We start from the raw sequence: 21,251 nt of genomic DNA, 5'->3' as shown, positions 1-21,251 counted from the left end.
GACGGAAACTTTTGTTTCTCCCCGCCAGTCCTCCAAAGACAGTCGTACGCTTTGGAGACGCCGTATGTCGGACGCGAGCCAGACCCTTCCGCCCCAGCAACAACCCGAGCCCGGTGACGAAAGTCGCATGCGTCCGCGCCCCGCCTACAAGGGCGAGGACTACCGCGCGGCGGGCAAGCTCGAGGGGCGCGTAGCGATCATCACCGGCGGCGACAGCGGCATCGGCCGCTCCGTCGCGGTGCTCTATGCCCGAGAGGGCGCCGATGTGGTGGTGCTCTACCTGAACCAGGTGGACGACGCCGAAGAAACCCGCCGAGAAGTCGAGAAGCACGGCCGCCGCTGCCTGACCTTCGCAGGCGATGTGGCCGATGCGAATTTTTGCCGCCGGGTCATCGACGAAACCCAGCGGCTTTTTGGCCGGCTCGACATTCTGGTCAACAACGCCGGTGAGCAGCATCCTCAGAAGAGCCTAGAGGACATCAGCGAGGAACAGTGGGAGCGCACCTTCCGCACCAACATCTTCGGCATGTTCCAGCTGACCAAGGCCGCTTTGCCGGTGATGAAGGAGGGCGCCTCGATCATCAATACCACCTCGGTGACGGCCTACAAGGGCAACCCGAATCTGATCGACTACTCCTCGACCAAGGGCGCCATCACCAGCTTCACCCGCTCACTGGCGATCAACCTCGCGCCGCGTGGCATCCGGGTCAATGCGGTGGCGCCCGGGCCGATCTGGACGCCGCTGATTCCCTCGACCTTCGACGCGGATCACGTCGCCCACTTCGGGTCCAACACGCCCATGGAGCGCCCCGGCCAGCCCGAGGAGGTCGCTCCCGCCTACGTCTACCTCGCCAGTTCCGACTCGTCCTACGTCAGCGGCCAGGTCATCCATGTCAACGGCGGAACCGTCGTCAACGGTTGAGGAGTACAGCCATGCCACGCACGATCTGGAAAGGGGCCGTCAGCTTCGGCCTGGTACACATCCCGGTGGCGCTGGTGCCGGCCACCACTCGCCAGGGCATCGATTTCGACTGGCTCGACAAGCGCAGCATGGATCGGGTCGGCTACAAGCGAATCAACAAGACCACTGGCGAAGACATCGAAAGCGAAAACATCGTCAAGGGCGTCGAGTACGAGAAGGGGCATTACGTCGTTATCAGCGATGATGAGATCAAGGCAGCCCACCCGAAAGCCACCCAGACGGTCGATATCGTAGCGTTCGTGGACGCCAAGGACATTTCTTTCCTCTATATCGACACGCCGTATTACCTCACGCCCGATCGCCGGGGCGAAAAGGTCTATGCGCTGCTGCGCGAAACGCTGATCGAAACCGGCAAGGTGGGCATCGCCAACGTCGTGCTGCGTAACAAGCAGCACCTGGCCGTGGTGATGCCGATGGGCAAGGCGCTGGTGATGAACACGCTGCGTTGGGCCGACGAGGTGCGCGGCGTCGAATACCTGGAAATGAAGGACGAAGCGCTCAACGCCGACCTCAATCCGCGTGAACTGGACATGGCCAAGCGGCTGGTCGAAGACATGACCGAGGAATGGAAGCCGGAGCAGTTCAAGGACACCTTCCAGGACCAGATCATGGAGCTGGTCGAGCGCAAGGCGCGCGAGGGCAAGCTCGAGGCGGTCGGAGGGCCGGAAGAGGCCGTGGACCGTCGCAGTGCGGACGTCATCGACCTCACCGAACTGCTCAAGCGCAGCCTGGCGGGGAAATCCTCGAGCAAGGCCGCTGCCAGGGACGAACCCGAAGACGAGGAGGACGACGAGGAGGACAACGCTGCGCAAGCGAAGGCGCCTGCTCGCAAGACGGCCGCCAGCAAAACCACCGGTACCAAGGCCAAGGCACCTGCTAAAACCACCAGCGGCACGACACGCAAAGCCAGCGCAAGCAAAACCAGCAGCACCACCAGCAAGTCGAGAAAGAAAGCCAGCTGAGCGGGGCGCCGCGCATGCGGCGCTGAGCTAGCCTCATGAGGAGCCCACCGTGCCCCAAGCCCAGAGTCGGTCTGCCGAGAAAGCCCCCAGCAGGAAATCAGCGGCAGCCCCCAAGTCACCCAAACGTAAAGCGAGCGCCAGCGATAGTCGCCCTCCGGTCGGTGGAGTCGGCATCAGTCACCCGGAGCGGGTGATCGACACCACCAGCGGCGTGACCAAGAAGGGGCTCGCCGAGTACTACCTGAGCGTTGCCGAACACCTGCTGCCGCAATTGGCCAAGCGCCCGTTGTCCATCGTGCGGGCCCCCGAAGGTGTGGGTGGCGAGACGTTCTTCCAGCGCCACGCCGGCCGCTTGAAGATGCCGCACATGCGCGAGCTGGACAAATCGCTGGATCCGGAACATGCACGGCTGATGCAGGCCGACAACATCACCGCGGTGATCGAGGCGGTGCAGATGGGCACCCTCGAGTTCCACAGCTGGAATGCGCGCAGCGACAAGGTCGAACGGCCCGACCGGGTGATCTTCGATCTCGACCCGGACCCGTCGCTGCCCTGGTCGGCCATGGTGGACGCCACCTGCATGACCCTTGACCTGCTCGAGCGCGTCGGGCTACGTGGTTTTCTCAAGACCAGCGGTGGCCGCGGCATGCACGTGATGGTGCCGCTTGCCCGTCGCCACGATTGGACGCTGGCCCGCGAGTTCGCCCGCGCGGTGGCCGAGCGGCTGGCAGCAGAAGCCCCCGAGCGCATCGTCGCCAAGATGGGGCCGCAGAACCGGGTCGGAAAAATCTTCGTCGATTACCTTCGCAACCAGAAGGGCGCCAGCACCGTGGCGGCCTATTCGGTACGCGCACGGCCGGGCCTGCCGGTCTCGGTGCCCATCACCCGCGAGGAGCTGGGTCGGATCGAAGGCGCCGCCCAGTGGAACGTGACCAACCTCGCCGAGCGTCTGGCCAGCCTCCCCAGCGACCCCTGGACCGAATGCGCCTCGCTGGCGCAAATCATCAGCCAGGCGACTCTCAAGGCCTTGTCCGATCCTGCCTGAAACCGATCTGCAAGCCCGCCTGTCGCATAGCGCGACGGGATTTAGCGCAGTAAGGAACCAAGCGGAATTCCGCGCAGTCGACTGCCCACCTGATGAGTACATAAGAAAGACAGGAGAGACGCGATGACCGTGCGTGTATCCCGGCGACAATTCTTGAAGTTCGGCGCGGCTGGCCTGGGCGCATCGAGCATGGCGATGATGGGTTTCGCCCCCGATGAGGCACACGCGTCGATCCGGCATTTCAAGCTGACCGGCGCCAAGATGACCCGCAATATCTGCACTTACTGCTCCGTAGGTTGCGGCATGTTGCTCTACAGCCGCGGAGACGGCGCAATCAACGCGCATGAGGAAATCTTCCACGTCGAAGGCGATCCGGATCATCCGGTGAGCCGCGGTTCACTGTGCCCGCGCGGCTCCGGCGTACTCGACTTCATCAAGGCCAAGTCGCGGACCAAATTTCCCGAAGTCCGCGAGCCCGGCAGTAGCGAGTGGAAGCGGATCAGCTGGGACGAGGCCATGGAGCGCATCGCCCGCTGGATGAAGGACGACCGCGACGCCAACTTCGAGACCCATGACGAGCAAGGCAGGCTGGTCAACCGCTGGATGACGAGTTCGATGGTGGCCGCATCGGCCTGTACCAACGAGACGGCCTACCTCACCCAGAAGATCACCCGGGCGCTGGGCATTCTCAAGCTGGATAACCAGGCGCGCGTCTGACACGGACCGACGGTGGCAGGTCTTGCCCCTTCATTCGGTCGCGGTGCCATGACCAATCACTGGGTCGACATCCGCAACGCACACGTCATTCTCTCCATGGGAGGCAACTCCGCGGAGGCGCATCCTGTGGGCTTCCGGTGGGTCATGCAGGCCAAGGAGCGCAGCAACGCGATCCTGATTTCCATCGATCCGCGTTTTAACCGCACCACGGCGGTGGCCGACTATCACGCCTGGATCCGTACAGGCACCGATATCGTCTTTCTGGGCGGCTTGATCAGCTATCTGATCGAGAACAACCGCTACAACGACGAATACGTGCGCGCCTATACCGACGCGAGCCTGCTGGTGCACGAAGACTTCGGCTTCGAGGACGGGCTGTTCACCGGCTACGACGAAGCCAACCATCATTACGACCGCAAGACCTGGAACTTCCAGCTTGACGAGCAGGGTTTCGCGCGCCGTGACCCGACGTTGCAGGACCCACGCTGCGTGTTCCAGCTGATGCGCCAGCACTACAGCCGCTACACGGTGGAAATGGTCGAAACCACCTGCGGTATGCCGCGTGAAACCGTGCTGCAGCTGTGGGACCTGATCGCCCAGACGGCCGCGCCCGACAAGACCATGACCATGCTTTACGCGCTGGGCTGGACACAGCACTCGGTCGGTTCGCAGATGATTCGCACCGCGGCGATGGTGCAGCTCCTCCTGGGCAACATGGGCATGCTCGGCGGTGGGGTGAATGCTTTGCGCGGCCACTCCAACATCCAGGGCCTGACCGATATCGGCCTGCTGTCCAACCTGTTGCCGGGCTACATGAACCTGGCCTCGGTGGACCTGCAGAATTACCAGGCGTACCTCGACAAACGGATCAAGCAGCCGCTGCTGCCCGAGCAGGTGTCCTACTGGAAGTACTATGAGCGCTTCTTCGTCAGCACCATGAAGGCCTTTTACGGCGACGCGGCGACGGCCGAGAACAACTGGTGCTACGACTGGCTGCCCAAGCTTTCCGAGCCGATCTACGACGTGCTCTATGCCGCCAACGACATGGCCAACGGCAAGATGACCGGTGCCTTCTGCCAGGGCTTCAACATCCTCGCCGCATTCCCCGACAAGGCGAAGATGACCCGGGCGCTGTCGAACCTCAAATATCTGGTCGTCATGGACCCGCTGCAGACCGAGACCAGCGAGTTCTGGCAGAACCACGGAGCGTTCAACGACGTCGACCCGAGTCAGATCCAGACCACGGTGTTCCGCCTACCGACCACCTGTTTTGCCGAGGATGACGGCTCGATCACCAACAGCTCTCGCTGGTTGCAGTGGCACCATCGTGCCGCACCGCCACCTGGCGAGTCGCGCACCGACACCCACATCCTGGGTGATCTGTTCCAGCGCATTCGCAAGCTCTACGAAGAGGAGGGTGGCGCGTTCCCCGATCCGATCCTGAACATGGCTTGGGACTACAAGATTCGCGACTACCCGCAGGCCGACGAGCTGGCTCGCGAATACAACGGCCGTGCCCTGGCGGACATCGAGGACAAGGGCCAGATCATCCGGCGCAAGGGCGAGCTGCTCAATGACTTCGGCGAGCTGCGCGCAGACGGCTCCACCTCATGTGGCTGCTGGATCTACTCCGGCGCCTGGACCGAAGCCGGCAACATGATGGATCGGCGCGACAACGAGGACCCTTACGATAACGGGCAGACCCTGAATTGGGCGTGGGCCTGGCCGATGAACCGGCGGATCCTCTACAACCGCGCCTCGGCACGCCCGGACGGCACACCCTGGAACCCTGATCGCAGGCTGGTCTGGTGGAACGGCGAGCGCTGGGTGGGCGCCGACGTCCCTGACTATCCGATCGCGGCACCGCCAGAGCAGAACATCGGTCCGTTCATTCTCAACCAGAGCGGCGGCGGCCATTTCTTCGCCAGCGAATGGTTGAACGAGGGGCCATTCCCCGAGCACTACGAGCCGTTCGAGTCGCCCATCGACCACAACCCGCTCAGCCCCGATAACCCGCTGGCGTATCACAACCCGATCGGCCGGGTGTTCGAGGAAGACAAGCCCAATTTCGGCACGGCGAAGGAGTTCCCGTACGCGGCGACCACCTACCGGCTGACCGAGCACTTTCACTACTGGACGCACCACGTACTGCTCAACGCCATCGCGCAGCCGGAAAAGTTCGTCGAGATCGGCGAGACGTTGGCCGAGGAACTGGGCATCAAGGCGGGCGAGAAGGTCCGGGTGACCTCCAAGCGCGGCTACATCGAGGCGGTGGCGGTGGTGACCAAGCGGCTGATACCGCTGCAGATCACCGGCAAGACCGTGCATCAGGTCGGCATTCCGATTCACTGGGGCTTCCTGGGGGTGGCGAAGAAGGCATTCCTCACCAATACCCTGACGCCAGTGGTTGGCGACGGTAATACGCAAACACCGGAATTCAAGTCGTTCCTGGTGAACGTGGAGAAACTGGGAGGGCGTGCCTGATGCGTGGCGAACAACCCAACATGCAGAACTTCATCCAGCGCTCGGCGACGCCCGTGGCGACGCCGCAGGTGCGTACCGGCGGCGTTGAGCCGGTGACCAAGCTCATCGACGTTTCGGTGTGCATTGGCTGCAAGGCCTGTCAGGTCGCCTGCTCGGAATGGAACGACCTGCGCGATGAAGTGGGCGAGTGCGACGGCACCTACAACAACCCGCAGGACCTGACGCCGCAATCGTTCGAGGTGATGCGCTTCTCCGAATACGTCAACGAGGAGGGCGGGCTGGAGTGGTTGATCCGCAAGGACAACTGCATGCATTGCGCCGAGCCGGGCTGCCTCAAGGCGTGCCCGTCTCCGGGAGCGATCGTGCAGTACGCCAACGGCATCGTCGACTTCAACTCCGAGCATTGCATCGGCTGCGGCTATTGCGTGGCCGGCTGTCCGTTCAACATCCCGCGGATCTCGCAGAAGGACCACAAAGCCTACAAGTGCACCCTCTGTTCGGACCGCGTATTCGCGGGCCTGGAGCCGGCCTGCGTGAAGAGCTGCCCGACCGGGTCGATCCAGTTCGGCACCAAGGAACAGATGCTCGACTACGGCGCGCACCGGGTGGAGAAGCTCAAGGAACGCGGCTTCGATAACGCCGGCATCTATGACCCGGCCGGCGTCGGCGGCACCCATGTGATCTATGTGCTGCAGCACGCCGACAAGCCGGAGATCTACAGCGGGTTGCCGAAGGATCCGCACATCAGCCCGCTGGTGGATCTGTGGAAAGGCGTGACCAAGCCCTTCATGTCGGCGGCGCTCGGCATCTCCGTGCTGGCGGGCTTCTTCCACTACATGGTCAAGGGGCCGAAGGAAGAACCCGAAGACGATCCGGATCCGGAAAAGGCAGCGGCCGCGCGCGAGCTCGATCGCAGCGAGGAGGGGCGGCTATGAGTCATTCCAACGTCGAGAAAGGGATCCTGCGCTACGGCTGGTGGTCGCGGTTCAATCACTGGCTGATCGCGATCTGCTTCGTCGCACTCACACTGAGCGGCCTGGCACTGTTCTACCCGCTTTTCTTCGGGTTGACCGGTCTGTTCGGCGGTCCTACGGCGACGCGAATCATTCACCCCTTCATCGGGGTGTTCATGTGCCTCTTCTTCGCGATCCAGGCGGTGCGGTTCTTCAAGGCCAACCTGATCCGCAAGCATGACGTGCAGTGGGCCAAGCAGATCGGCGACGTGCTCTCCAACCGCGACGACAGGTTGCCGCCGGTGGGTCAGAACAACGCCGGACAGAAGCTGGTGTACTGGATCTTCCTGTTCAGCGTGCCGGTGCTGCTGGTGACCGGAATCATCATGTGGCAGCCATATTTCGCCATGGCGATGCCCCGCGAACTGTTGCGCTGGGCTGTGATGATCCATGCCTACGCGGCATTCATCGCGATCATCACCCTGGTGATTCATGTCTACTCGGCGATTTGGGTGAAGGGCTCCATCCGGGCGATGACTCAGGGCCGGGTGAGTCGTGCCTGGGCGAAGCACCATCATGGTCTCTGGTATGACGAAATCGTCCGTGGAGAAAAGCAGGGCGACGACACGCGCTTGCCTGCGACGAGTGAAACCACAAGGAAATCGACATGAGCGCAGTAGCCCCGGAACACAGCTTTGGCAACGCGCCGAGCGGAATCATGGATCCACCGACAATAGCCTTGCCCGATGCGCAGGTGTTCAGCCGTCGCGCGGCACGGCTGCGGGAGCTGGTGGTGATGGTCCCGGCGCTGGACGAGTTTCTTTCGTTCATGGCGCGGGTGGTACAGGCGCAGGATCAGGCACTGCAACGCGAACCGCGGTGGCAGCCTGAAGCTGGCGCCTTCGACCTCGCCCTGGAGCACGGCATGCCGCCGCTCGGCGTCGATGCGCTGCGGCGCGACCTGGACTGGAAGCAGGACCTGACTGCGCTGCTCGATGCCATCGAGCTGCATGTGGGCGAGCGGCAGCGGCCGCTTATCCAGACCCTGCGGGATATGTCGCCCGAGCAGCTCGATGCGTTGGCCGATGAGGTCATCGACGTACGCCCAGGCACGCAGGAGAACCGCGGGCTCATGCCACTGGTAGCGGCTGCCTTGCAGGTCGCCTGGGTCAGGCTGGCTCGCCAGCTGCCCCGACCGCCGAAGCGCCCGAGCGCGGAAAGCCGCGGTGTCTGCCCGTGCTGCGGTTCCTTGCCGGTGGCCAGTGTGGTGCACAACGAACGGCATCGCAGCGGGGTGCGCTATCTGCATTGCAGTCTGTGTTCGACCGAATGGCATCTCGAACGGGTGCGCTGCAGCGTCTGCGACAGCGGAGCGAAGCTGACCTATCTCGGGCTCGACGACGAGAAAGGCAAGCCTTTCCTGCCGATCCAGGCCGAGGCCTGCGGCGAATGCCATAGCTACCTGAAGGTGGCGCAGCGCGAGCTGCACGGTCGAGCCGAGCCGGTTGCCGACGACCTGGCAAGCCTGGGGCTGGACCTGCTGCTGGCCGAACAGGGCGAGTTCGCACGCAGCGGGTACAACCCTTTGCTGATTCTCGGCGACTGATCGCGGTCAAGACCGCGAAGAGGGCGATGCCGATCAAGCGCCGAGCGCTAGGCCGTTAAGAGCGAGTCCGTTCAGCGGTAACAGGTATTAGAGAGGCTGTTGCTGCTGATCGGCCACCACTTGTCCTCCATAAAGTGTCCCCGGCTTGAAGAACTCGTCGAGTTCGTCGGCACAGGGCACTTGCGGAAGGTCGCCGGGTTGATCGTGCACGATGGGGTCCGGTTGGGGGATGTCGAGGCGTGCGTGAATCATGGTGTCTCCTGCCGTGACGGCCGTTTCGCAAGGGTGCCGCAAGGCCCGTAGGCCGACGCTGAATTGAGGTGGACGCAGGCGCTTAGTTCCTGCCGCTTGTCCGTTGGCGACAGGCGGCGCAGCCCCCGTTTTTACTGAACTTTGCCCTGCCGGCGCGCTCGGAAATAACACGGCCCGGCAAACCGCGTGAGCGGCTTCCGGCCTGCCGCCAGGCACCACACAGCGCTCCGGTCCGTGCCAGGCGGTGACCGTCTCGTCCATACCATGTCCACGCGCCTCAGGAGTCCGCTCGATGACCGACGTACCTCAGCCAGATTCGATGAGCCCCATTTCACTCGAAGAGGCGATGCGGGCGCCACGTATCGCCATTGAGGCAACCGAACCGGCAGTGGATGACGGTCGCTATCCGGCCAAGACGATCATCGGGCAGCCGGTCGATGTCAGCAGCAAGATCTTCGCCGATGGCCACGACCAGCTTGCGGCGGTGGTGTGCTGGCGGCAGAAAGGCGAGCAGAACTGGCGTCGTGCTCGTCTGAAGCTGATCACCAACGACCTCTGGCAAGGGCATTTCACCCCCACGCAGGTCGGTCCCCACGAGTTCCGCATCGAATCCTGGTGGGATCTCTGGGAAACCTATCGCTACGAACTGTCGAAAAAGCACGGCGCAGGCGTGCCGGTGCAGCTCGAACTCGAAGAAGGGCGCCTGCATCTGGAGCGCGCGGTTCAGCGGGCTCAGGGCGAAACCCGTGCGGTACTCGAAGACATCATGCATCGCCTGGCCTCGTCGCATCTGGACGACGAACGTGTATCGGTAATGCTCGCCAGCGAGACGGCCGCCGCCATGGCCGACGCCGACGCACGCGAGCACTGCAGCGTGAGCCACGTTTTCCCGCTGGAGGTTGAGCGACCCCTGGCCCAGTTCGCCAGTTGGTACGAGCTGTTCCCCCGCTCGGAAACCGACAGCCCCGACCGCCACGGCACCCTACGGGACGTGATCAAGCGGTTGCCGGCGATCCGCGACATGGGCTTCGACGTGCTCTATTTCCCGCCGATCCATCCGATCGGACGCAAGCACCGCAAGGGACCCAACAACAGCCTTGAAGCCGGCCCGCAGGATCCGGGCAGCCCTTATGCCATCGGCAGCGAAGAGGGTGGGCATGAAGCTATCCATCCGGAGCTGGGCACCGTCGATGACTTCCGTGCGCTGGTTTCTGCGGCGGCCGACCATGGCCTGGAGATCGCCCTCGATTTCGCTATCCAGTGCTCGCAGGACCATCCCTGGCTCGAGCAGCATCCCGGCTGGTTCTCCTGGCGGCCCGATGGGACCATTCGCTACGCGGAAAACCCACCGAAGAAGTACCAGGACATCGTCAACGTCGACTTCTACGCCGAGGACGCCATGCCCGATCTCTGGATCGCGCTGCGCGACGTGGTGCAGGGCTGGGTAGACCTCGGCGTGAAGGTGTTCCGCGTGGACAACCCGCACACCAAGCCATTGCCGTTCTGGCAATGGCTGATCGCCGATATCCGTTCGCGCGACCCCGACGTGATGTTCCTCGCCGAGGCCTTCACCCGACCGGCGATGATGGCGCGTCTGGGCAAGGTGGGCTTCAACCAGAGCTACACCTACTTCACCTGGCGCAACACCAAGGCCGAACTCACCGAATACCTCACCGAGCTTAACGAGCCGCCGCTGCGGTACTGCTACCGGCCGAACTTCTTCGTCAACACGCCGGACATCAATCCGTTCTTCCTGCACAGCTCGGGGCGGCCAGGCTTTCTCATCCGTGCGGCGCTAGCAACCATGGGGTCGGGCCTGTGGGGCATGTATTCGGGATTCGAACTCTGCGAGTCGGCGCCCTTGCCGGGCAAGGAGGAATACCTGGACTCCGAGAAGTACCAGATCCGTCCACGCGACTACCGCGCCCCCGGCAACATCATTGCCGAGATCGCCCAGCTCAACCGGATTCGCCGGCAGAACCCGGCACTGCAGACCCACCTCGGCTTCAAGGCCTACACCGCGTGGAACGACAACATCCTGTTCTTCGGCAAACGCACGGCCGACCGCTCCAATTTCATCCTGATCGCGATCAACCTCGATCCGCACAACGCCCAGGAAGCGCACTTCGAGTTGCCGCTATGGGAGCTGGGCCTGCCCGATGGCGCGCAGACCCATGGTGAAGACCTGATGAACGGCCACCGCTGGAGCTGGTACGGCAAAACCCAATGGACGCGACTCGAACCCTGGAACCTGCCGTTCGGCATATGGCGCTGGACCGTGCCTGCGGTGGAACAGAACGGCTAGTCGAACAAAAAAACTGAAGCTCGTTTATTAAGACGGACAAATAACTCTTTGAAATGAAAGGGTAACGGCGTGGGAAAGCCAGGGCGCTACTAACGACCAGGGCCTGCTCGTCAATACCGTCTCCACGGGAGGCGGACGAGCCGAGGCAAGGAAATACACCATGGCTAAACCCCGCAGACCTGCCAAACCCGCTGCCTTCATCAAGGACCCGCTCTGGTACAAGGACGCGGTCATTTATCAGGTGCACCTGAAGTCATTCTTCGACGCCAACAACGATGGGGTCGGCGACTTCGCTGGCCTCATCGAAAAGCTCGACTACATTGCCGATCTGGGCGTCAACACCGTCTGGCTGCTGCCGTTCTATCCGTCGCCACGGCGTGACGACGGCTACGACATTTCCGAATACCGAGGCGTGCATGGCGACTACGGCACCCTGACCGATGCGAAGCGCTTCATCGCCGAGGCCCACAAGCGCGGCCTGCGAGTGATCACCGAACTGGTCATCAACCACACCTCCGACCAGCACCCCTGGTTCCAGCGTGCGCGCAAGGCCAAGCCGGGCTCGGCGGCGCGAAACTTCTACGTTTGGTCCGATACCGACGAGAAGTACCAAGGCACCCGCATCATCTTTCTCGACACCGAGAAATCCAACTGGACTTGGGACCCGGTGGCCAAGCAGTACTTCTGGCACCGCTTCTACTCCCACCAGCCGGACCTGAATTTCGACAACCCCCAAGTGATGAAGGCGGTGCTCGGCGTGATGCGCTACTGGCTCGACCTGGGGATCGACGGCCTGCGCCTGGATGCCATTCCCTACCTGGTCGAGCGCGATGGCACCAACAACGAGAACCTGCCGGAGACCCACGCGGTGCTCAAGCAGATTCGCGCGGAGATCGACGCCAATTACCCGGACCGCATGCTGCTCGCCGAGGCCAACCAATGGCCCGAGGACACCCAGCAGTATTTCGGCGGCGAGGAGGGCGGGCCGGGGGACGAATGCCACATGGCGTTTCACTTCCCGTTGATGCCGCGCATGTACATGGCCATCGCCCAGGAAGACCGCTTCCCGATCACCGACATCCTGCGCCAGACCCCGGAAATCCCGGCCAACTGCCAGTGGGCGATCTTCCTGCGCAACCACGACGAGCTGACCCTCGAAATGGTGACCGACAGGGAGCGCGACTACCTCTGGAACTACTACGCCTCGGACCGTCGCGCGCGAATCAACCTCGGGATTCGCCGGCGCCTGGCGCCCTTGCTCGAGCGCGATCGCCGGCGCATCGAACTGCTCAACTGCCTGCTCCTGTCGATGCCGGGCACGCCGACGATGTACTACGGCGACGAGATCGGCATGGGCGACAACATATTCCTCGGCGACCGCGACGGCGTACGAACCCCCATGCAGTGGTCGGTCGACCGCAACGGCGGCTTCTCGCGTGCCGACCCTGCGAGTTTGGTGCTCCCGCCGATCATGGACCCGCTCTACGGCTACCAGACGATCAACGTCGAGGCGCAACAGCGCGACCCCCATTCGCTGCTCAACTGGACGCGTCGCCTGCTGGCCATCCGCAAGCAGTTCAAGGCGTTCGGCCGCGGCACCATGAAGATGCTGGCGCCGTCGAACCGCCGCATCCTGGCCTATCTGCGCGAATACACGGCGCCCGATGGCGAGCAGGAAATGATCCTGTGCGTCGCCAACCTGTCGCGCTCGGCGCAGGCCGCCGAACTCGAACTTTCCCATTACGCCGGCATGGTGCCGGTGGAGATGATCGGCGGCAGTGCGTTCCCGCCGATCGGCCAGCTGTCCTATCTACTGACGCTGCCACCTTACGGCTTCTACTGGTTCCAGCTGGCCTCCAGCAACCAGATGCCGAGCTGGCACCAGCAACCGGTGGAAACCATGCCCGACTTCCAGACATTGGTGCTCAAGCGCCTCGATACCATCACCTCGGCGAACAGGAAGATTCTCGAGACCGAGTCCCTGCCGACCTACCTGCCCAAGCGCCGCTGGTTCGCCGCCAAGGACGAAAAGATCGAGTCAATGAAAATTTGCTACACCGTGCCGTTCGGCAATCCGCAACGTCCGGTGCTGCTCAGCGAGATCTCGGTGACCACGGCCACCCGTACCGATTACTACCAGCTGCCACTGGGCTTCCTCGCCGAGGCGGATTTCGACATGGCTCTGCCGCAGCAGCTGGCCATGGCACGGGTACGCCGTGGCCCACAGGTGGGGCTGCTGACCGATGGTTTTACCCTGGAGCCTTTCGTGCTGGGCGTGATCCAGGCACTGCGCGACGAACTGGTGGTGCCATGCGGCGACGACGAAATCCGCTTCGTGCCGATGGCGCAACTGGCCGAGTGCGAGCTGCCGGCCGATGCCGAGGTGCGCTACCTCTCGGCCGAGCAGTCCAACAGTTCGGTCATCGTCGGCAGCAGCATGATGCTCAAGCTGATCCGGCGGATATCGGCCGGTGTGCACCCGGAACTGGAAATGGGCGCGTTCCTCACCGAACAGGGTTATGGCCACATCTCGGCGATGCTGGGCCAGGTCAGTCGGGTGTCCAAGGACGGCACCCCGCACGCATTGATGGTGGTGCAGCGCTTCCTCGACAACCAGGGCGATGCCTGGGAGTGGACGCTCAACGTGCTGGACCGCGCGGTACGCGACGAGATCGCCGGAGGCGTGTCGCTGCACGAGAACCAGTATGACGCCATGGAGGAGCTCGAAGCCTTCAACCGGCTGCTCGGCCAGCGCCTCGGCGAGCTGCACGTGGCATTGGCTACCGATACCGACAACGCGGCCTTCGCCCGCGAGACCACGGACAAGAAGATGAGCAAGGTCTGGGCCGAGGCGGTAAGCGCACAACTCGAACGCGCCCTGGACATCCTCGCCGAACACCGCAGCCGGCTCGAAAAGGCCGACGTGGCGCTGGTCGACAAGCTGCTGGGCAAGCGCGACGCGCTGGTCGAGGAGACCAGGCGGCTGGCCGCCAGCACGGTCGGAGGGTTGCGCATCCGCGTCCATGGAGACCTGCACCTGGGGCAGGTCCTGGTGGCGCAGGGCGACGCCTACTTCATCGATTTCGAAGGCGAACCGGCGCGTCCGTTGGAAGAGCGCCGCGCCAAGCTGAGCCCGTTCAAGGACGTCTCCGGAGTGCTGCGTTCGTTCGAATACGCAGCCGCCATGACCGTGCGCAATACGCAGAGCAGCGACACCTCCGAGGTGGCCGCGCAGGCCCGTCAGCGGATTGCGGCGAACTATCGGCAGAGCGCGCGTTCTGTGTTCCTTGAAGCTTATTACAAGGCGGCACAAAGCCTTGCGCACGCCTGGACTTCGACCGACGGCGCAGAGGCGGCGCTCGCACTGTTCAGCCTGGAAAAAACCGCTTATGAGATCGCCTACGAGGCCGAGAACCGACCGGCCTGGCTATTCGTCCCGCTGCAAGGGCTGGCGATGCTGGCGCAACAGTTTTTCGATGGAGATTCCAAATGAGTGATCGACCGGCCATTTCCCTGTCAGGCGAAACCCTGTTGCCGAGTGATGCGGATGTCGACGCACTGGTGCGCGCCGAACATGGCGATCCGTTCTCCATTCTCGGGCCACATCCCGATGGGGCCGGCCAGGTGGTGCGGGCTTACTTGCCTAACGCGCTGGGTGTGGACCTGCTCGACCGCTCCGGCAACAACGTCCTGGCGACCATGGAACAGGGTCAGGTGCCGGGCTTTTACTTTGCTCGCCTCAGCCATGCACAGCCTTACCTGCTGAGCATTCGCTGGGCAGGCGGGCAGCAGGTCACCGAAGACCCCTACAGCTTTGGGCCCTCGCTGGGGGATATGGACATCTACCTTTTCGCCGAGGGCAAGCACCGTAACCTGGCACACAGCTTCGGCGCCCAGGTAATGGAAATAGACGGCGTGCAGGGTGTGCGTTTCGCGGTCTGGGCGCCCAATGCGCGCCGCGTGTCGGTGGTCGGCGACTTCAACAGCTGGGACGGCCGTCGCTACCCGATGCGCGTGCGTCACCCGGCAGGCGTCTGGGAGATATTCATTCCCCGCCTGCAGCCCGGTGAGCGCTACAAGTACGAGATCCTCGGGCCCGACGGCGTGGTGCCGCTTCGCGCCGATCCGGTGGCCCTGGCCACCGAACATCCGCCGGGCACCGCGTCGATCGTCGCCAAGCCGTTCGAGCACCAGTGGCAGGACGAGGCGTGGATGCAGCAGCGCGTCGTCCGGCAGGGTTACGACAAGCCGATGTCCATCTACGAGGTGCATGCAGGTTCCTGGCGCCGCGACGGCGGTGACGATGGGCGCCTGTACGACTGGCACGAGCTGGCCGAGCGGCTGATTCCCTACGTGGTCGAGATGGGCTTTACCCATATCGAGCTGATGCCGATCATGGAGCACCCGTTCGGTGGTTCCTGGGGTTATCAGTTGCTCTCCCAGTTCGCGCCGAGTGCGCGCTACGGCAGCGCCGAAGACTTCGCCGCCTTCGTCGATGCCTGCCACAACGCCGGGATCGGCGTGATCCTCGACTGGGTACCGGCGCATTTCCCGACCGATGCCCATGGCCTCGGCCATTTCGACGGGACCTCGCTCTACGAGTACGCGCATCCGTTCGAGGGCTTTCACCAGGATTGGGACACCTACATCTACAACCTGGGCCGCACCGAGGTGCATGGCTTCATGCTGGCGTCGGGGCTGCACTGGCTGCGCGATTTCCATATCGATGCGCTGCGCGTCGATGCGGTGGCCTCGATGCTCTATCGCGACTATTCACGCAAGGAAGGCGAGTGGATACCGAACCGTTTCGGTGGCCGCGAGAACCTGGAGGCGATCGATTTCCTGCGACATCTCAACGAGGTGGTTCCCGCCGAGGCGCCGGGCGCGCTGGTCATCGCCGAGGAGTCGACGGCCTTTCCAGGCGTTTCCAAGCCGGCTTCTGAGGGCGGGCTGGGGTTCGCTTACAAATGGAACATGGGCTGGATGCACGACAGCCTCAAGTACATGCACGAAGATCCGGTCAACCGCAGGTACCACCATGACATGATGACGTTCAGCATGGTCTATGCCTATTCGGAGCACTTCGTGCTGCCGATCTCCCACGACGAAGTGGTGCATGGCAAAGGCTCGCTGATCGACAAGATGCCGGGCGATCGCTGGCAGAAGTTCGCCAACCTTCGGGCGTATCTGGGCTTCATGTGGGCGCACCCCGGAAAGAAGCTGCTGTTCATGGGCAGCGAGTTCGGCCAGTGGCGCGAGTGGAGCCACGACCGCGAGCTGGACTGGTTCCTGCTCGACGAACCCGATCATCGCGGCGTGCAGTCACTGATGCGCGACCTGAACAGGCTCTACGTCCAGGAGCCCGCGCTGCACGAACTGGATCACGATCCCCAAGGTTTCCAGTGGTTGATCGGCGATGATCGACAGAACAGCATCTTCGCCTGGTTACGCCGTAGTGCTACCGGACATCCGCTGCTGGTGGTGGTCAACTTCACGCCCGTGGTGCGCCAGGAGTACCGGATTGGTGTGCCGGTCGCCAGCAAATGGCTGGAAGTGCTCAACAGCGACGCAGAGGTCTATGGTGGTTCCAATGCCGGCAACGGGGGCGGCGTGGTGGCCGATGAGGACAGCAGCCACGGCCAGCCGTATTCGCTGAAGCTGACCCTGCCGCCGCTGTCGGTGATCATCCTGCGCCCGCAGGAGTAGCGGCGCGGAGTATAGGGCAGCTGTGCTGTAAGGAACAATGCGCCGGCCCCGGCGCATTGTCGTTTCAGTAAACCTTAAAGATCGCGGTCAAGACTAGGCGTCCCCAACTAGGCGTCCCCAACCGCTCCCACGGGCGGATGTCGTCCACTTGATCAGTGACCGAACGCTATATCCGCACAGTTGTGGGTGCCATCTGACCGGCGGCGGGGACACATACCGCTGTCGTGGGAGCGAAAGGGCCCGACGCTGATCAGGCCCGTTCAAGCCAATCCTTCGGCCGAGGAGTCAGGCATTCCTCTGGCCGACAGGGCGCCGGGTGCGCAGTTTCTTCGCCCGCGCCTCGAGGATGACGTAGACCAGGGTGGCAAACAGCAGGGGAATCAGGAAGTAGATGACCCGATAGCCGATCAGTGCCGCGACGACGCTGCCTTTGCTCATTTCGTCGGCGAGCATGGCGACGAACACCGCTTCGATCACACCCAGACCGGCCGGAATGTGCGCGATGACACCGGCAATGCTGCTGATCATCAGAATGCCCAAAACCTGCGGATAGCTGACCTGTTGCAACAGCATGAAGTACACCACCATTGCCATCAGCGACCAGTTGGCCGCCCCGAGTACCAGTTGGACCACTGCCAGGCGTAGCGAGGGCAGCTGTATTTCGTGGCCTCGAAGGGTCCAGGAACGCCGTTTGGAGAAGCCGCACAGGGCGAGGTAGATCACCGCGATGCCGATCAGCGCCGCGCCAAGCACGCGCAAGGCGGTCGCGCCGATTTCCCACTGCGTCGGCGGAGTTATCCAGCCGAACGCGAAGATGACGCCAGCCAGCCACATGTAGCCCAACCAGTTGGTCAGCACACTGAGCGTGAACACCCGAGTGATCTGCGCCGGCTTCAGACCGAGCCGCGAGTACAGCCGAAAGCGCAGCGCGATGCCGCCGACCCAGGCGCTGAGGTTGAGGTTGAACGCATAGCAGACGAAGGTGACCGGCAGGATCTGCCTGACTGGCAAGTCATGCTTGGCGTAGCGCTTGCCCAGCACATCGAAGAAGCAATACACCCCATAACTGGCCGCCGCGGCAGCGCTGGCGAACAGCAGGATACGCGCATCGTAATTGCGTAGCGTGGTCCACACTTCCTGCCAGTCAATATTGCGCGCCAGGCTTACCAACAAGCCGACGACCAGGGCGAAGAACACATAAGTGAGGATCTTCTTGAGGGTCGGCCACCACCGGCGCCAGCGGCTCTGAGGCGCATCCTGCGCGTGGCTCGCACTCATTGGCTGTCTCGCGGCAGAGGGGACGTTTTGGTCGGCTGCAGGGCGCCTTCCTCGGGAGGCGATCCGCCGAATACCGCGACCTTCGGCGTGTGTGCCGGAATCAGCCCCACCAGCGCCGGAAAATTGCGCAGGAAGTGGAAGATGATGAACACCAGCGGTGCACGCCAGAAGTACCCGCGCACGATGCGCTCGAGCGGAATGCGGCGGCAGTCGTTCTGCAACAGCACGTCGAGCTTTTCATGCAGCTGCCGATTGAAGGTGTGGTCGCGGATGATCAGGTTCGCCTCCAGGTTCAGCGACAGGCTCAACGGGTCGAGGTTGCTCGAGCCCACGGTGGACCATTCGTAATCGGCCAGCGCCACCTTGCCGTGCAGCGGCCGACGGCAGTATTCGTGGATCTCCACGCCGTCTCGCATCAGGTAGTTGTAGAGCATGCGCGCACCGAACTTGGCGATCGGCATGTCCGGCTCGCCCTGGAGGATCAGCCGTACCCGCACGCCCCGGCGCGCGGCGTTGCGAATCTCCCGGAGTACCCGGTAGCCGGGGAAGAAGTAGGCGTTGGCGATCACCAGCCGCGAGCGCGCATCGCGGATCGCCTGCAGGTAATGCTCCTCGATGTCGTTGCGGTGTTCCTCGTTGTCGCGGGTGACGAACAGGGTGCGAGCTTCGCCGCGCGACGGCGAAACGCGGGTGTCGTGCTTTTGCGGGTCACGGCGGCGCCACCAATGTCGCCCCTGCTCCTGCGGGGCCACGGTGGTGAGTGCGAAGCGGTGAATGTCGTTGACCACCGGGCCTTCGACCATCACCGCATAGTCCTGCTTGGCGCCGGGGCCGAAGTCGCCGACATGGTCAGCGGAGAAGTTGATGCCGCCGATGAACGCGACCTCCGCATCGACCACCACGATCTTGCGGTGCAGACGGCGGAACAGGTTGACCCGCTTGCCCAGCAGGCGTTTGCGCGGATCGAACATGTGGATGCGAATCCCGACGTCGGTCAGCGACTTGATGAAGGGTTCGCTCAGGTCCGCAGAGCCGTAGCCATCCACCGTGATGTCGATGCTGACGCCGCGTTGGGCCGCGGCGATCAGTACGTGCTGCAGCTGGGTGCCGATCTTGTCTTCGAAGAGGATGAAGGTTTCGAGCAACACTTCCTTTTGGGCCAATCCGATGGCCTCGAACACTGCGGGGAAGAACTCCTCGCCGTTCTCCAGCAACTGAAGACGATTTCCGTCTCTCCAGTGAAATTTCATAGGTGTATCTCCACCGCCAGGGGCAGATGATCGGACAAATGAGTCCAGGGTTTGTTGCCAAGAATTTTCGGAGAATGGCTCGTGGCGTTGCGCACGTAGATGCGATCGAGCCGCAGCAGTGGCCATCGCGCGGGGAAGGTTTTGGCCAGGCACCCATGGGCTACCTGAAACACCTCGTGCAGGCCCTTGCAGTGATCCAGGACCTGGCCGGCACGCACGCGCCAGTCGTTGAAATCTCCGGCCACTACCACGGGCGCGCCTTCGGGCAGGCTGTCGAGCAGCTCGCAGAGCAGCTTCAGTTGTTGCTGCCGGTGCGCTTCGCGCAGGCCAAGGTGTACGCAGATGGCGTGGAACTCATCGTGTCCCGGCACCTGCAGCACGCTGTGGAGGAGCCCGCGACGCTCGGGGCCGCTGATGGATATATCGAGGTTCTCGTAGCGCAGGATGGGAAACTTGGACAGCACCGCATTGCCGTGATCGCCATCCGGGTAGACGGCGTTGCGCCCATAGGCGAAGTCGGCCCAGATGCTGTCGGCGAGAAATTCGTACTGCGGTGTCTGCGGCCAGTTGTGGAAGCGCACGGCGTGCTTCTGGTGCGTGCCCAGGACTTCCTGGAGGAACACCACGTCGGCGCCGACGGTGCGTACCGCTTCGCGCAGTTCCGGCAGGATGAAGCGGCGGTTCAGCGCGGTAAAACCCTTGTGAGTGTTGACGGTGAGAAGTCGGATCGAGTTGACCGCGGTGGACATGTGCGCGTCGAGCTGGGTGGCATCCAGTGGTGCGTGGGGGTGAGTCACTACGTATCTCCTTGCAACTGGCCTGGTGTGGTTTCCAGGTCGGCGTCCAGACCGAGGCGTTGGAGCAGGCCTCGCGCGTCATAGGGCGCCCGGACTTTCACGTCGTTATCGAAGTAGCAGTACACGTCTCGGGACTTGCGCTTCGGTGGCTCGGTCTGGCTGATCAGGTGGGCATCTTCGGGCTGTGAGCCGTCACGCCAGAGGCTGATGCGTCGGCACCATTCGTCGAGCGCTTCGGGCGTGTAGCCGCTGGTGTAGAGCTGTTCGGCACCATGCAGGCGGATATAGACGAAGTCGCTGGTCAGGTCCTCCCGGTATGGCCATTTCCCGGCCGTGTCGGCAACCACCAGCGCCACCTTGTATTGGCGCAGGAGGGCAACGAAAGCCGGATCGACGAAGCTCTCGTTACGAATTTCGACGGCGTGGCGCATTCGTCGCTTGCGGTCGATTTCCAGACAACTGCGGCCTTCCATCCGCGGGTCGCAGCCACGGGCCGCTTCGAGCGCCGCCTCGGTGTCGGTCGGCAACAGCTTGAGGAATGCTTCGAAGACTTCGGGGCTGAATTTGAAGGAGGGCGGAAACTGCCAGAGGATCGGGCCGAGTTTTTCACGCAGATTGAAAATGCCCGATGCGAAGAAGTTAGCGATGGGTTTTTCGACGTCTTGAAGGCGCCGGATATGCGTAACGTAACGCGGCGCCTTGACGCTGAATACGAAGCCTTGCGGCGTGTCGGCATACCAGTTTGCATAGAGCTCCGGTTTTTGCAGTGAGTAGAACGAGCCGTTGATCTCGATGCTGCTGACGGCACGGGAGGCAAAGTGCAGCTCGTTCTTCTGCACCAGCCCCTTGGGATAGAAATCGCCGCGCCACGGGGTGTAGCGCCAGCCTGAGATTCCAATGCGGATGGCTGCCAT

The 21,251-nt window shown here is 63.1% G+C and carries 15 protein-coding genes; 10 read left to right on the top strand and 5 right to left on the bottom strand.

Annotated elements, in window-relative coordinates:
• Positions 1 to 64: 64 nt before the first annotated feature.
• From G7026_RS12000 to fdhE, 7 genes are all read left to right on the top strand, one after another.
• On the top strand, positions 65 to 922 hold the full coding sequence (locus G7026_RS12000; protein WP_181071047.1) for an SDR family oxidoreductase: 858 nt from the start codon (positions 65 to 67) through the stop codon (positions 920 to 922).
• An 11-nt stretch (positions 923 to 933) separates the two neighbouring features.
• On the top strand, positions 934 to 1,944 hold the full coding sequence (gene ku / locus G7026_RS11995; RefSeq protein ID WP_181071045.1) for a non-homologous end joining protein Ku: 1,011 nt from the start codon (positions 934 to 936) through the stop codon (positions 1,942 to 1,944).
• Between the two features lie 172 nt (positions 1,945 to 2,116).
• Positions 2,117 to 2,989, top strand: coding sequence for a non-homologous end-joining DNA ligase (gene ligD / locus G7026_RS11990; protein ID WP_308811794.1), 873 nt, complete (start codon positions 2,117 to 2,119; stop codon positions 2,987 to 2,989).
• Positions 2,990 to 3,118: 129 nt separating this feature from the next.
• Entirely contained in the window at positions 3,119 to 6,190 is a 3,072-nt protein-coding gene (fdnG, locus tag G7026_RS11985) for a formate dehydrogenase-N subunit alpha (RefSeq protein ID WP_181071221.1), read from the top strand.
• Positions 6,190 to 7,125, top strand: a complete 936-nt coding sequence (gene fdxH / locus G7026_RS11980) for a formate dehydrogenase subunit beta (RefSeq protein ID WP_181071041.1) — start codon at positions 6,190 to 6,192, stop codon at positions 7,123 to 7,125. The genes fdnG and fdxH overlap by 1 nt, the downstream gene beginning before the upstream one ends.
• Positions 7,122 to 7,814, top strand: coding sequence for a formate dehydrogenase subunit gamma (locus G7026_RS11975; RefSeq protein ID WP_181071039.1), 693 nt, complete (start codon positions 7,122 to 7,124; stop codon positions 7,812 to 7,814). The genes fdxH and G7026_RS11975 overlap by 4 nt, the downstream gene beginning before the upstream one ends.
• On the top strand, positions 7,811 to 8,749 hold the full coding sequence (fdhE, locus tag G7026_RS11970) for a formate dehydrogenase accessory protein FdhE (RefSeq protein ID WP_258190251.1): 939 nt from the start codon (positions 7,811 to 7,813) through the stop codon (positions 8,747 to 8,749). The genes G7026_RS11975 and fdhE overlap by 4 nt, the downstream gene beginning before the upstream one ends.
• Positions 8,750 to 8,836: 87 nt before the next feature.
• Here the strand turns inward: fdhE and G7026_RS11965 are convergent, their stop codons facing one another.
• Complete coding sequence (locus G7026_RS11965; RefSeq protein WP_181071037.1) at positions 8,837 to 9,001, bottom strand: hypothetical protein; 165 nt, start codon at positions 8,999 to 9,001, stop codon at positions 8,837 to 8,839.
• A gap of 292 nt (positions 9,002 to 9,293) precedes the next feature.
• Between G7026_RS11965 and G7026_RS11960 the strand changes: the two genes are divergently transcribed.
• The 3 genes from G7026_RS11960 (at position 9,294) to glgB (ending at position 17,012) form a co-directional block, all read left to right on the top strand.
• Positions 9,294 to 11,306: an alpha-1,4-glucan--maltose-1-phosphate maltosyltransferase gene (locus G7026_RS11960; RefSeq protein WP_181071035.1), complete on the top strand. Its 2,013-nt coding sequence runs from the start codon at positions 9,294 to 9,296 to the stop codon at positions 11,304 to 11,306.
• 160 nt (positions 11,307 to 11,466) lie between these two features.
• Positions 11,467 to 14,799 carry a maltose alpha-D-glucosyltransferase gene (gene treS / locus G7026_RS11955; protein ID WP_181071033.1) on the top strand — a complete coding sequence of 1,111 codons (3,333 nt, stop codon included), beginning with the start codon at positions 11,467 to 11,469 and terminating at the stop codon, positions 14,797 to 14,799.
• Positions 14,796 to 17,012: a 1,4-alpha-glucan branching protein GlgB gene (glgB, locus tag G7026_RS11950; RefSeq protein ID WP_181071031.1), complete on the top strand. Its 2,217-nt coding sequence runs from the start codon at positions 14,796 to 14,798 to the stop codon at positions 17,010 to 17,012. Before treS ends, glgB begins: the two co-directional genes overlap by 4 nt.
• Before the next feature lie 285 nt (positions 17,013 to 17,297).
• On the opposite strand, the gene G7026_RS11945 is transcribed toward glgB, so the two are convergent.
• The 4 genes from G7026_RS11945 to G7026_RS11930 are packed head-to-tail and all read right to left on the bottom strand — an operon-like array spanning position 17,298 to position 21,251.
• A complete protein-coding gene (locus G7026_RS11945; protein ID WP_181071029.1) occupies positions 17,298 to 18,290 on the bottom strand; it encodes a lysylphosphatidylglycerol synthase domain-containing protein in 993 nt (330 codons plus the stop codon).
• Complete coding sequence (clsB, locus tag G7026_RS11940) at positions 18,287 to 19,540, bottom strand: cardiolipin synthase ClsB (RefSeq protein WP_181071027.1); 1,254 nt, start codon at positions 19,538 to 19,540, stop codon at positions 18,287 to 18,289. Before clsB ends, G7026_RS11945 begins: the two co-directional genes overlap by 4 nt.
• A complete protein-coding gene (locus G7026_RS11935; protein WP_181071219.1) occupies positions 19,537 to 20,289 on the bottom strand; it encodes an endonuclease/exonuclease/phosphatase family protein in 753 nt (250 codons plus the stop codon). Before G7026_RS11935 ends, clsB begins: the two co-directional genes overlap by 4 nt.
• A 47-nt stretch (positions 20,290 to 20,336) precedes the next feature.
• Positions 20,337 to 21,251, bottom strand: a complete 915-nt coding sequence (locus G7026_RS11930; protein ID WP_181071025.1) for a DUF72 domain-containing protein — start codon at positions 21,249 to 21,251, stop codon at positions 20,337 to 20,339.

It is taken from the genome of Stutzerimonas azotifigens (assembly GCF_013522725.1).
Classification (GTDB): domain Bacteria; phylum Pseudomonadota; class Gammaproteobacteria; order Pseudomonadales; family Pseudomonadaceae; genus Stutzerimonas; species Stutzerimonas azotifigens_A.
The sequence above is the reverse complement of the archived record's forward strand: the minus strand, read 5'-3'. Positions and strand labels throughout refer to the sequence as shown.

What these genes read in the sequence shown, in the direction of transcription:
- G7026_RS12000 (WP_181071047.1), top strand. Translation starts at nt 65, where the DNA reads ATGTCGGACGCGAGCCAGACCCTTCCGCCCCAGCAACAACCCGAGCCC.
- ku (WP_181071045.1), top strand. Translation starts at nt 934, where the DNA reads ATGCCACGCACGATCTGGAAAGGGGCCGTCAGCTTCGGCCTGGTACAC.
- fdxH (WP_181071041.1), top strand. Translation starts at nt 6,190, where the DNA reads ATGCGTGGCGAACAACCCAACATGCAGAACTTCATCCAGCGCTCGGCG.
- G7026_RS11975 (WP_181071039.1), top strand. Translation starts at nt 7,122, where the DNA reads ATGAGTCATTCCAACGTCGAGAAAGGGATCCTGCGCTACGGCTGGTGG.
- fdhE (WP_258190251.1), top strand. Translation starts at nt 7,811, where the DNA reads ATGAGCGCAGTAGCCCCGGAACACAGCTTTGGCAACGCGCCGAGCGGA.
- G7026_RS11965 (WP_181071037.1), bottom strand. Translation starts at nt 9,001, where the DNA reads ATGATTCACGCACGCCTCGACATCCCCCAACCGGACCCCATCGTGCAC.
- G7026_RS11960 (WP_181071035.1), top strand. Translation starts at nt 9,294, where the DNA reads ATGACCGACGTACCTCAGCCAGATTCGATGAGCCCCATTTCACTCGAA.
- treS (WP_181071033.1), top strand. Translation starts at nt 11,467, where the DNA reads ATGGCTAAACCCCGCAGACCTGCCAAACCCGCTGCCTTCATCAAGGAC.
- glgB (WP_181071031.1), top strand. Translation starts at nt 14,796, where the DNA reads ATGAGTGATCGACCGGCCATTTCCCTGTCAGGCGAAACCCTGTTGCCG.
- G7026_RS11945 (WP_181071029.1), bottom strand. Translation starts at nt 18,290, where the DNA reads ATGAGTGCGAGCCACGCGCAGGATGCGCCTCAGAGCCGCTGGCGCCGG.
- clsB (WP_181071027.1), bottom strand. Translation starts at nt 19,540, where the DNA reads ATGAAATTTCACTGGAGAGACGGAAATCGTCTTCAGTTGCTGGAGAAC.
- G7026_RS11935 (WP_181071219.1), bottom strand. Translation starts at nt 20,289, where the DNA reads ATGTCCACCGCGGTCAACTCGATCCGACTTCTCACCGTCAACACTCAC.
- G7026_RS11930 (WP_181071025.1), bottom strand. Translation starts at nt 21,251, where the DNA reads ATGGCAGCCATCCGCATTGGAATCTCAGGCTGGCGCTACACCCCGTGG.